The following is an 11795-nucleotide window of genomic DNA, read 5'->3' as shown; positions in this document are numbered from 1 at the left end:
ATAAAGGGACTTACGAAACCGCTTGTTTCGGTGCTTTTTGTGCTCTAACTCGTTCATAAAGCTCAATATACTTTCCTACGGGATCTCTTGTACCATCCCATGAGAAGTCTTCACGAAGAACATTACCGAGTGCTCTTCTCCATGGCTCTCCTTGCTTGAAAGCGTCTCGTGCTTGGGTTACCGCACGAACAATACCTTCTGGGGTGAGTTGCTGAACCATAAACCCATATCCCTGCTGACCGTCAAAAGGCACGACGGTATCCACATGCCCATCCACCCCAGTAACAATAGGTAATGCACCATAGCGCATCCCTTCCAGAACAACTAATCCACAAGGCTCGTTTCTTGATGGATGGAGGATGGCATCACTCCCTGCCAATACCAGATGTTGCAGTTCTGGAGGAGCAAAGTACGGACGTCCTTTCATATTTCCGTTCATCTGTTGAAGCTGTTCTCGTAGTCGATCATTACCGGTCTCACCAACAATAAGGAGAGAGATGCCATCGATGGTTGCAAGTTCGCTCATCGCTTGCATGACCACATCAATTCCTTTTTGCTCTTCAAGTCGTGCCATCAGCGTGACTTGCATTTTCTGTCCATCAGGAGAAATACCCAGTTTTCGGTGCAGATCGTATTTATTTCTGCCTTTGCCATATCCTACTGATTCTATATTTGTTGGATCAAAACGAAAAGTATAAGGGTCTGTTTGTGGATTCATGAGCTCATAATCTAGTCCGTTGAGAATGGCTTCCATACCATTCTCTCGCATTCGTCTTGCTACACGACCATCAATGTCACTCTCATTTCCCAGAATTCTTCTTGCATAGGCCGGACTTACGGTTGTTGTTGCATCGGCAAAATGAATACTCAGTTCAAGGAGACTGGTGAATAAGTCTCGATCAATCTGCAGTGCTTGTCGTTGTCTTTTGAGAAGTTCTCCTTGAGAACTATCTTCTTGAGGAGGGGGACAGGGAACTTCGCCAATATAGCTTGCGTTATGAACCGTTATCACGGTTGGAACCCTTGAGAGAGTTGGACTCTTTGCTAAGAAATAAGCAACTGGGCCAGCATACCAGTCATGCGCATGGACAACATCGGGCTTCCAGGAAGGATCTCCTGCAGCAAGTTCCTCAAGTGCTCTGACCGTTCTTTCGGCAAATTCGACTGCTGCATGAAACGCTGCACGGCTACTTTCCCTGTAAGCTACTTCTTCAATGGTACTAGGACGTTCAGTGTAGGAAACGGGTCCTCCGGAAAAATGTCCCTGAGCACCCTCAACATTGTGGACAGGTATTGCTGAAAAAATGTCCTTATGGGGATCCCCTTTTTGAGGTTGTAATAAAAATTTTTCATTGCGTGGTGTTCTTTCATACGCTGGAAGAAACACGCGCATATCATAATTTCTCCCTTGTAAGGCATGTGCCAATCCAAAGGTTGCCATTGCCAAGCCACCGACCATTGCTCTGCCATAGAATTCTGGTGTTACCAATGCAAGGTTTGTTTTTTCAGTCCTTACCATTACCATTGTTCTCCCCCTCCCCACCTAAAAAATCGTGTACAGGATTATGACAACAACACTAAGGATTATTTACTTCTGCGTAAGGTGTTTTACGTACGTGGATTTAACGTTCCTATTCAAGCGTTAAGTCAGCAACGTCCTTGAGCACTTGTGATGAGGTGATGTCCTCGCTGACTCTGGTACTGCCACAGTACGGGCAGGTCTGTTTTACCCGTGAACCTTTTTTGATAGTAAATTTATACTGGCATTGCCAACAGCGATACCGTGTTGCTGGTGGAGGAATTATAGGTTTACTTGGCGAAGGTTTTGCTACTGACTTTATCTGAGAAGAAGGTTGTAGAGAAGGAGTTGTTCTTTTGCCCATACTTGGCGTTGTTGCTGTATAACAGGTCATGCACACCAGACGATTGGTGTTTGTGTATCTCATGCGTTCAAAAGGAAATTCAGCTTTACAACTGGTACATTTGAAGAGATTTTCCATAATCTCACCTTTTTTGACTCCGCGTTTTCATTTACTGTTTCTGAACCTATCGTGGAGTGTCTCTTCACGGCAAAGAATGGCTGGACGTATATAAATCTATCTTACGCCTGCTGGAATGCTGGTTGATAGGCTGGCGTAAAAACATTCTTGCTTCGATCTTTGACATCACGGTACTTATCTTTCAGCGTGTCTGCCAATTTTGTAGTCCATCCTTTATACATTCCTGTTGCCTTTTCAAAGCGATAGACTGCATCTCGTACCATGGCTTTTTGTGCAATGCGTCCCAAGCCCTGGTCAACAAAGGTTAGTCCAGGAACATAGCTTACTAATCCTTCAAGGATATTCTGTGCAGCTCCTCGATAATCTCCTGTTCGTAAGCCATAGACTAAGGCGTATGACTTCTGGGGTACTTGTGCCAAGAGGTTCAAGAACTTTCCTCCTAACGCACCGATGAAATCACCAGTTGCCAAAAACCAGGCGTCTGCACTGTATCCTATGGCATGACCTAGGCCACTTAATTTTGCAGTTAATCCACCAAAGTGATTTTTGTATTTATCGAATGATTCACTGACCGCAGTTTCCAAGGTGTTGCGATATGCTGGGTTACTCGCAACCATATTTCCAACATCGCTGTAGTAACGAGTAATGTAATCGCTCAGTTCTTCGCGCTTTGCAGGCATGTAGGTAAAGAGATCACGGATGCTGTGCATGGTTTGCTGCCTCCAGTTCCTTGAGTTTAAATGCCTTGGTGAATTCAAGTACGCCCAGTAATTTTCCCTGGCGTAAGACCGGAATGGAATACGTGCCAAGCTCAATCATAATCTGGAATGCTTTTTCATAGGTGTCCTGTAAGGATACTGTTCTGACTCCCTTGGTCATTATTTCATGGGCTTGTATTTTCTTTGGGTCTTTTTCTTCTGCAAGGACCCTGTTGTTTAAATCAACGCTTGAAATAACTCCTACAGGTTGATCCTTAGTATTGAGTACAATAAGGTGACGTCGTTGGGTATCTCGTAAAATGCGTGACACCTCAAGCACGCTTTCTTGTTCTCTGCAAATAACTGCATCAGTCAGATGTTCTGATTTAATCATGGTTGGTTGCCTCCTGTTTGTTCTCCTGTTTCTTGTAGTTTAGGACTTTCCTGTGGTTTATGACCACTATAGCGATCGACAATTCTATCATGGATAGCATCATAGGCAGCATGCATACCATTTCCTACAAGCTTCAGTGGATATGCTACTAGACGGGTGATGCCATTATCAGTAGGTTTTCCGACAAAAGGAATCCTTCGGACAAGGAATTTTCCTCCTAAAACAGCTACTGCTGCAAGCATTGGTCCATTAACCGTGTAGTCAAGGAATTGTCCACCATGGTAATCCTGAAGAGGAACCTCATCTCCTACTGCTTCCCTGGTTTGCTCAACTTGTTGCGTATAGTTATGAACATCCTTTTGTGCTCCTGCAACATCATCGATGGTTATATCGGTTCCTTTCCTTGCCTTTTCCCACAAACTCTGTTCAACCTTATAGGTGTTTCGTACGGTTCCGGTAACTGCATCTTGTGCATAGGTACTAATGCGTGGGAATAATGTTCCGAGGGCTTGATTTTCTGCTCGCGCATTATCGTACAACTGCCGAACCGTATCTTCATTTCTCTCCCGTGCATCATATGCAGGAGCAACTTCATTAAAAAAGGTATTGATCAGCTCTGATCGTGCTTTCGCTTCTGCTACTGCCTGTTCTTGTGTTAATCCTTGGTATCCGTCTCTTCCTCGACCTTGTTCAAGCTGTGCCCGGCCCTTTTCAAGGCGTGCATCAACATTATCCTTCCACCATCCTACGATCCCATGTCCAGGCAGAGAGCTGTCACTCCAACCATCTCGTATATCTGTTCCTAGTTGATTGGTATGACTTACTGCTCCTCCCAATTGTAAGAGCAATCGCTGTGCCTGTGTTGTAAGCGTCTCATTCTGTTGATAGATCGTTGCTAATTCACGAGTAAAACCCTCTTGGTCGAGTAGTTGCTCACGTAACTGTGCTGACCTAGGATCATTTGCAGAAGTACTGTACAAGGTTTGGAGTGCCTCATCAATAGTTACTTCTATGCTTCGCATTCCTTCAGGACCGCCATGAAGCATTTCTCCAACGGTTCTTCCGCTATGCCGGAGATCATACACAACATGGCGAGCATCATCAACGATATCAGGGAACGTGACATGAATTACGCCATTAAGAACAGCAATTTCAATACCTGTTGCTCCAAGATGTCGAAGAGGTGCTGAGCTATACAGACGGTCGCCAAGCCGGTACATAGACCGTACTCTTTCTGGAGGAGAACAAGGGTCATTCCCATCTCTTCCCGCGGGCATGTTTCCATCAGTATCAGTATTTCCAGGTAGTCCAGTTGAGGACGTTTCGAATGCAGTGTTTCGTTTCATAGTGTAACCCCTTAGTGATAACATCTATATAAAGTTTTTGTTTTTCGTTATTATTAATCAATGATGTATCTAAGAAAGTATAAGATATAAATAAAAACTTCGTTTCTGATTCAGCACAATACCGAAAATTATATATAGATCATTCGTTTTAGTTAAAAGAATGACCCAACTTTTGCCTGTCTATCGGATAGATGAGACCATTGATACAGCCATCTCTCTCGATGTTAAGGACGAGAAAATTCTCGCATTACTCTCGATGGATGCCCGGATGCCCATTTCGGCAATCGCCAAACAAATTCGGCTCTCGAAAGAAGGAACATTTTATAGGATAAAACGCTTACAGGAAAAGGGAATACTCCTGCAATTCCTGCCCGTCGTAGACTTGCGTGACTTTGGCTATGCAACCTATCATGTCTTTTTCGTCATTAACGAGGCTAACCTTGAACGAAGACAGGAACTTATGGATGCTTTTTTAGCCCATCCCCATACCAAAGGATTGATTGAGTACAGTGACCGTTGGGACTTTGAATGGATCCTTGTTGCCCGTCATGTCCAGGAATTTGATGCTCTTCTTACCGACCTCACGAAAGCATTTACCGATATTATCGTTGAAAAACATAAATTTGAGATCATTACTGGCTTTAAATCCATCCAGTTTCCTCAAACATACGTGCAGGAAAAGGTTATGCTTAAACCCAAGAAAGTAATCCTCAAACAGCTTGATGCCAAGGATTATCTTATTCTGACACAGCTTGCGGATAATGCACGGGCTTCAACGTATACCATCGCTGCTGCACTCGGATTCAGCCCAGATACCGTAAGATTACGCATGAAAAAACTCCTTGCACAGGACATTATTCGCCAGTTTACCATCTTACCCTGTCTTTCCCGTCTTGGTTATCATTGGCAGACCTTGTGCATCGATGTCAAAACCTTTGATCTTCCTCATGAATTGAAATTTAAAGAGTATATCTCTCAAAAACCAGAGATTATACGAGCAGTCAAAGTCCTTGGAGACTGGGATTTGATGCTCTATATCGTCACCAAAAATATGAGCCAAGCCCATAAACTGATCAAAGAAATCCAGAAGACTTTTGTGGATATCATCATTACTTATCAAACATTTGGTGAGTACCGCGAGCACTACTTTACCAGCCTTCCGTTCATTATTCAGAACGCTGTCCTTCCGGGAACTGTCGAGGACAAACCTACGAAAAAAGTACCAGCAAAACATTAATAAAGCAGGTCTAGTTACCTGTTGCTATGGGAACGTCGAGAAATACTCCATCTGTTTCTGCAAAACCTCTGTCAAAATCTTCATCAGCATCTCCTGCAAAACTCCCCGAAAATCTTCTTTTGTTGGATACCCTTTCGGATGAGAATCTCAAGGTGTATCTGAAACAGCAAGGAATTTCTTTAACACTTGAGGAAACACGGAAGATTATAGCCCTTCTTGGGAGAAATCCTAGCCTTACTGAACTCCACATGTTTAACATCCAGTGGAGCGAGCACTGTTCTTATAAGAGTAGCAAAAAGTGGCTTAAGCTTTTACCCACAACCGGAAAAAACGTTATCCTTGGGCCTGCAGAGGATGCAGGAATTATTGAACTTGGTGTCTTTGCTCATGAACGATACGGTTTGGTTATTGGTCATGAAAGTCATAACCATCCGAGTCAAGTGGTTCCGTATGAAGGAGCTGCAACAGGTATTGGAGGTATTCTTCGTGATGTGCTCTGTATGGGAGCCAAGATTATTGCAACAGCAGATCCTTTGCGATTCGGTGATCCCGAAGGAAAGCAACAGGCACGAACAAAGTACATTGCGAATGCAGTTGTTGACGGCATTGCAGGATATGGCAATCCTGTAGGTATTCCTAATCTTGCCGGTGATGTCTATTTTAATGAGAGTTTTAATGAGAATTGTATTGTTAATGTTGTTTGTCTGGGCATTGTAAAGGCTGATGAGATTATCCATTCTCAAGCTCCTCCTGGCTCAGGTGAGGAAGAATATGATATTATCATTGTTGGAAAAGCTACTGATAACAGTGGTTTTGGTGGTGCTTCCTTTGCTTCAGTGGTCTTACAAGAAGAACATGAGCAGAGCAATAAAGGGGCCGTTCAAGTTCCTGATCCCTTTCTCAAGAACATGCTTATTCGTGCAACCTATGCGGTATTTAATGAAATAAAAAAACAGGGAATTACTGTTGGTTTTAAGGACATGGGTGCTGGTGGTATCATGTGTTCAACCGCAGAGCTGTGTGATGCAGGTGGCTATGGAGCTATCATCGACCTCGATAAAGTACCTGTCTCTATCACAGGATTGCCTCCCTACATTATTGCCTGTGCTGAAACCCAGGAACGGTTTACCTGGGTTGTACCAAAATCCTTTACTCCTGTTGTCTTACGGATTTACAATGAAGATTTTGCCCTACCTCAAGTAAGTGAGGGTGCTCAAGCAACCGTCATTGGAAACGTAACAAAAAGTAAGGATTACATCCTTATGCACCAAGGAACCGTTGTCTGCCATGCACCTGCAAAGGTTATTACCACTCCTATACTCTATGATCGTCCGATAAAAGAGCCAACAAAAAAACATACAGAACCTGAGATTGCTGAACCTGAGGACTACAATGCCACTATTCTGAAGCTCTTACGATTGCCACACATCGCTTCTAAATCACCCATCTATGAGCATTATGATACCAATGTTATGGGAAACACGGTTATTGGTACAGGACAGGCAGATGCAGGACTCCTTGCTCCCTTGCCCGGAAAATCAGTTGGCGTTGCCTTAACCACTGACTGCAATCCTGTGTATAATCGTCTTGATCCCTACGGGGGGGCTGCCCATGCAGTTGCTGAGAGTATGCGTAATCTTGCAGCCATTGGTGCAACACCGGCTGCCTTAACTGATTGTTTGTGCTATGGGAATCCCGAGGATCCAGAAAGTTTCTGGTACTTTACCCAAGGTGTTAAGGGCATTGCAGATGCTGCTACCCAACTCTGGTTAAAGGGAACAAAAGCACCAGTACCTCTTGTTTCTGGAAATGTCAGTTTTTACAATGAAAGTTCAAAAGGCAAGAGCATTGATCCGAGTCCCATTATTGCTGCGGTTGGTATTATGCAGGATTACAGCAAGGCCATAACCATGAAATTAAAGCAGGTTGGTTCTGGTCTTTATCTCATTGGACCCCGTATGATGGAGCTTGGTGGGAGTAGTTATTATGGCTTGCATCAGGAAACAGGCATACAGCTTCCCCAATTGGACTTTACCCTTCATCGGAACATGGTGTATACGGTAATTGATGCGATTGATCAACGATTGGTCCTTGCCTGCCATGATATCTCAGATGGTGGCTTTGTTACGAGTGTTACTGAGATGATGCTTGGCGGAAATGCAGATGGAAACATCGGTGTGGGGCTCTCTCTGAATGATCAAGAACGTCTTGATCGTATTCTCTTTAGTGAAAGTCCGGGATTTGTTCTTGAGATTGCTGATGAGCATCTACGAGCAGTAGAAAAAATCTGTGCTCAGTATGGTGTTGATCTTATCAAGATTGGAGAAACAGTTGCAGATCCTTCTCTTACCATTGAGTTCAATGGTGATGAACGAGTAAGGCTTTCTCTCAAAGCATTACGGGCAAGTTGGACAAATGGCGTCAAGGAGGCTCTGGAATAATGGTACGCATCGCTGTTGTCTGGTTTGCAGGACAGAATTGTGAAGAGGAAACAAAACGAGCTCTTGAAGCGGTTGGTCTTCACGCCACGATTGTACGATGGAATGATCCAGCAACCTTATCGACGTATGATGGGTATGTTATTCCCGGAGGTTGGAGTTATGAGGACAGGGTTCGTGCAGGGGTTATTGCAGCTAAGGATCCTGTCATGGATATCCTCAAGCAAGAGACAAAAAAAGGAAAACCGTTGTTTGGTATTTGTAATGGTGCTCAGATTGTGGTGGAGTCTGGTCTTATTCCTGGGACTGATGGAACCGTGAAGCTTGCCTTGGCTCCTAATCGTAATCCAAAAATCGCTGGATATTACTGTACATGGGTGAGGATAATCTCTGAACAGCAACAGTCAGCAGCAAGTTGTGCGATAAAGGAACATACTGTCCTTCCCCTTCCGGTTGCGCATGGTGAGGGAAGGTTTGTCTCCAATGATCCTGATTTGTTTTCCTCTCTTGCCAAGCATAATCAGATTGTCTTTAGGTATTGTGATGAGACGGGGAATGCTCTTGATGAGTTTCCGATTAACCCGAATGGTTCCACAGAGAACGTTGCAGGGCTTTGCAATCGAGAAGGAAATATCGTTGCCTTCATGCCCCATCCAGAACGATCTACGTGGTGGAAACAACTGCCAGAACATGAGGGTAAGTCCTTCAAAGAAACAGAACAACTTGCACCCGCAAGTGCTATTTTTGCATCACTCAAGCAATGGATTACCAAAAAAAAGTAGAGAACAAAGCAGAGGATAACCATGCCCATGTATATCATCTTAACCGTTGAACTCGTTGTTCCTGACACCACTGCATTGACGACCTTGCAGACCTTGCAGCGTATGGGCTATACTGATCTTAAAGAACTCAAACGGAGAGACTACTATTTGTTTACCGTTGATGGAGATGAGAAGCATTATGAAGCCTTCAGCAAGCGTTTACAGACAACGGATGTGTTGGTAAATGTGAACAAGCACCGTGCAACAACAACCTTGATCCGTGATAAACATCCTGAAACTCAGACACCGGTTGTTTTAATAACTGCACGTGAAGATGATGCACAGGGATTGTTGAAAACACTGCAAGAACGATTAGGCATGCACGAGATCCGTAAGGTAAAGAAGGGTGTACTCTGGGAATTTATTATATTAGGTAAATCAGGAAAAAATGTAAAGGCCTACGCAGAACGCATGACGAAAGCACTTTTGTACAATGAACATTACCAAACCTATGAGATGTGGTAGCTAGTTCTTTCTGCCGTTTTTATCCTCGTTCTAACCATCAGCCGGAAGTCTTCCGCCGATTTAACCAAAAGGCAGATAAATAAGTATGCATTTTCTCTTGTTTCGGGGGTTTGTACCATGAAAAAAAGCATGATATTATGGTTTATAACGAGCTTATTCCTAAGCATAGTTTTCACCGCTGCGCTTGATCCTTCGTCAATTTTAACGCCGTTTTCTCCAGATCCTTCTCAACTTCCTTTTGCAAGAACCATTCATAATCAGACTATTCACACCCCCTCTATCCAGGAGTACTTTAGAGTGCACCAGAACTTCACGAATCTGACGTACAAAGAGTTTGATTCTTATGATAAAACGAGCATGAAGATTGGTGCACGCCTGGATACTCAACGTGGCTATATCATTGATAAGGAAAAATACGTTATTGATTTGCTGTACTGTGATCGCAACACCAAGGCTTGTTTCTTCCGCATTAACGGCGTGCCCACCAAGAGATTGTATGACCCGAGGCAGAGCAATGCCAGCAAGCCTTCTGTCTTTACCTTGAATGAGGATGTTTCTTTACAGGTTGCATCCATTACCTTTAATTTCTGTGATCATCGACGGTTCTGTAACATGCCGTTCGAAGCCTATGATATTGTTCAGGTGGAAGTAAAGAGAGGTGAAAAGTAACCATGAAGCTTACTACAATCTTTAAAAATAAATCCAAGCATTATTTGTTGATATGGTTAATATTAACAATAATAACGACTTTCCTTACTATTATATATATTCGGTCTATTTTTTGTGTTAATAAATTCTCGTTATTTTTTTATCAAATGTTAAGTGACTGTACTGCTTCGTTTATACTATTATCTATAAAATACTTTATCTCTTTTGGATTAGTATGGTTTTTTCTAATCTTATTATTTCTTTTTTTGAGGAACGTTATTAAACAGGAGAGAAAGTAATATGAACGCGGAAAGAGCGGGTGCAAGATTTGGTGTAATTGTTTTTGTTGTGATTTTTTTCTCTTTAATGCTACTAATAACCCCAAAGGAGGTAAGTGGATTAGATAAGAGTAGAAAAGAAATTCATGCTGATATAATCAACGAAGCAGGCATTAGGGGAAAAGATTTTGCCGTTTGTATTATAGATGACGGAATTGACTATACTCACCCAAATCTGGGAGGATGCAACTTTACGACTAATATTAATGATGGAAGTTGTGGTCGGGTCATAGGTGGCTATGATTTTGGTGATAATGACAATAATCCAATCCCCTCAGAACTTTTACATCATGGGACCCATGTTGCTGGTATCGTTTCATCTGATGATGACAAATACCTGGGCATAGCACCCGAGTCAAAGATAATAGCTATTAAGGTTGAAAAAGACAATGGGAGTGCTGGTTTTGACACCAAGGAAGCATACTTTGATTTTGGATTTACCAATATTGAAAAAGGTCTTCAATGGTGCATAAATAATGCAACAAAGTACCGTATTGCTGTGATCAGTATGAGTGTTGGTCTTCCAAATGCCACTTCTGGTTTAAATGAAAATTGTACAGATTATTATCATCTTCAAGATGAGATAAATAATGCAGTCTCAAATGGAATCAGCGTTATAGTTGCTTCTGGGAATGGAGAATTTATTGATGGTCTTTATTATCCAAGCTGTCTTCCAAACGTAACTTCTGTTGGTTCCTATTCAAGTTGGAAGAGAATATCAGAATTCTCAAATCGAGGAGAAAATCTCGACCTGGTAGCTCCTGGAGAAAAAATAAGATCAACAAAGGAAGGAGGAGGTTTTTCAAATATCTTTAATGATATTGGTTTTGGCTTTTGGACATCTGGTACTTCCTTTTCAGCACCACATGTTACAGGAGCTGTTCTCTTAATGAAACAATTTGATCCGGCTTTGAAGCCTTACGAGATAGAAGACATTTTCAAAAAAACAGGTGATGATATCTTTGATCCAAAGACATTTCTTAGGTACAAGGGAATTAATCTACAAAAAGCATTCCAGCTTGACTGGCCCACCTACCAGCACGATAATAGAAGAACGGGTTTTACTTTACTCAAAGGTGATATGCAAAACTCGAAAGATGTTGAGCAGTTGGATTTTCTATTCCTGGTTGGCGGGAATGAGGATCTGTTTTCTCGTTCTGTTGTATCTGATATGGATAATGATGGTGATCTTGAGACGGTTTTCTTTAGTGTGTATGGCACGCCTGAGCATCCTGAGGGATGGTTATTTGTGATTGAGACAGACAAAGAAGGAAAGATACTACGAGAGAACAAGATCGGAGAATTATTTGTTGGTGATGCAGCCAATGGTCCTCCAGTTGTTGCTAATACTGATGGTGATGCAGAAAAAGAAATAGTTGTTGGCCTAGCGAATGGTACGGTGTCTCTTAT

11 protein-coding genes are annotated in these 11795 nt (G+C 42.6%); 6 read left to right on the top strand and 5 right to left on the bottom strand.

The genetic code is table 11. From position 1 onward, the window contains the following. Nucleotides 1-10: 10 nt before the first annotated feature. The 5 genes from HYW21_08915 to HYW21_08895 all read right to left on the bottom strand — a co-directional run bounded on the left by HYW21_08915 (nt 11) and on the right by HYW21_08895 (nt 4438). Nucleotides 11-1525, bottom strand: coding sequence for a glycogen/starch synthase (locus HYW21_08915; GenBank protein MBI2549441.1), 1515 nt, complete (start codon nt 1523-1525; stop codon nt 11-13). 106 nt (nt 1526-1631) lie between these two features. Then, the gene (locus HYW21_08910; protein MBI2549440.1) at nt 1632-2000 is read right to left on the bottom strand and encodes a hypothetical protein; all 369 of its coding nucleotides are present in this window, start codon (nt 1998-2000) and stop codon (nt 1632-1634) included. A gap of 101 nt (nt 2001-2101) precedes the next feature. Continuing rightward, a complete protein-coding gene (locus tag HYW21_08905; GenBank protein ID MBI2549439.1) occupies nt 2102-2710 on the bottom strand; it encodes a hypothetical protein in 609 nt (202 codons plus the stop codon). Continuing rightward, entirely contained in the window at nt 2694-3092 is a 399-nt protein-coding gene (locus tag HYW21_08900) for a CBS domain-containing protein (protein ID MBI2549438.1), read from the bottom strand. Before HYW21_08900 ends, HYW21_08905 begins: the two co-directional genes overlap by 17 nt. Beyond that, complete coding sequence (locus HYW21_08895) at nt 3089-4438, bottom strand: hypothetical protein (GenBank protein MBI2549437.1); 1350 nt, start codon at nt 4436-4438, stop codon at nt 3089-3091. Before HYW21_08895 ends, HYW21_08900 begins: the two co-directional genes overlap by 4 nt. 160 nt (nt 4439-4598) lie before the next feature. Between HYW21_08895 and HYW21_08890 the strand changes: the two genes are divergently transcribed. The 6 genes from HYW21_08890 to HYW21_08865 all read left to right on the top strand — a co-directional run. Beyond that, on the top strand, nt 4599-5675 hold the full coding sequence (locus HYW21_08890; protein ID MBI2549436.1) for an Lrp/AsnC family transcriptional regulator: 1077 nt from the start codon (nt 4599-4601) through the stop codon (nt 5673-5675). Between the two features lie 26 nt (nt 5676-5701). Further along, on the top strand, nt 5702-8116 hold the full coding sequence (gene purL, locus HYW21_08885; GenBank protein ID MBI2549435.1) for a phosphoribosylformylglycinamidine synthase subunit PurL: 2415 nt from the start codon (nt 5702-5704) through the stop codon (nt 8114-8116). Next, nucleotides 8116-8895 (top strand): phosphoribosylformylglycinamidine synthase I, encoded by a 780-nt coding sequence (gene purQ, locus HYW21_08880; GenBank protein ID MBI2549434.1) that lies wholly within the window; start codon nt 8116-8118, stop codon nt 8893-8895. The genes purL and purQ overlap by 1 nt, the downstream gene beginning before the upstream one ends. 21 nt (nt 8896-8916) lie before the next feature. Beyond that, nucleotides 8917-9399: a hypothetical protein gene (locus HYW21_08875; GenBank protein ID MBI2549433.1), complete on the top strand. Its 483-nt coding sequence runs from the start codon at nt 8917-8919 to the stop codon at nt 9397-9399. Between the two features lie 117 nt (nt 9400-9516). Then, nucleotides 9517-10068: a hypothetical protein gene (locus HYW21_08870; protein MBI2549432.1), complete on the top strand. Its 552-nt coding sequence runs from the start codon at nt 9517-9519 to the stop codon at nt 10066-10068. 345 nt (nt 10069-10413) lie between these two features. Beyond that, the coding region (locus HYW21_08865) for a S8 family serine peptidase (protein ID MBI2549431.1) at nt 10414-11795 on the top strand (1382 nt) is incomplete at its 3' end.

The sequence above is a fragment of the Candidatus Woesearchaeota archaeon genome (genome assembly GCA_016187565.1).
GTDB lineage: Archaea > Nanobdellota > Nanobdellia > Woesearchaeales > JACPJR01 > JACPJR01.
This window is presented reverse-complemented; position numbering and strand designations above follow the sequence as displayed.

Coding starts and splice junctions, on each gene's coding strand:
- HYW21_08915 (MBI2549441.1), bottom strand. CDS start 1,525: ATGGTAATGGTAAGGACTGAAAAAACAAACCTTGCATTGGTAACACCA.
- HYW21_08910 (MBI2549440.1), bottom strand. CDS start 2,000: ATGGAAAATCTCTTCAAATGTACCAGTTGTAAAGCTGAATTTCCTTTT.
- HYW21_08905 (MBI2549439.1), bottom strand. CDS start 2,710: ATGCACAGCATCCGTGATCTCTTTACCTACATGCCTGCAAAGCGCGAA.
- HYW21_08900 (MBI2549438.1), bottom strand. CDS start 3,092: ATGATTAAATCAGAACATCTGACTGATGCAGTTATTTGCAGAGAACAA.
- HYW21_08895 (MBI2549437.1), bottom strand. CDS start 4,438: ATGAAACGAAACACTGCATTCGAAACGTCCTCAACTGGACTACCTGGA.
- HYW21_08890 (MBI2549436.1), top strand. CDS start 4,599: ATGACCCAACTTTTGCCTGTCTATCGGATAGATGAGACCATTGATACA.
- purL (MBI2549435.1), top strand. CDS start 5,702: ATGGGAACGTCGAGAAATACTCCATCTGTTTCTGCAAAACCTCTGTCA.
- purQ (MBI2549434.1), top strand. CDS start 8,116: ATGGTACGCATCGCTGTTGTCTGGTTTGCAGGACAGAATTGTGAAGAG.
- HYW21_08875 (MBI2549433.1), top strand. CDS start 8,917: ATGCCCATGTATATCATCTTAACCGTTGAACTCGTTGTTCCTGACACC.
- HYW21_08870 (MBI2549432.1), top strand. CDS start 9,517: ATGAAAAAAAGCATGATATTATGGTTTATAACGAGCTTATTCCTAAGC.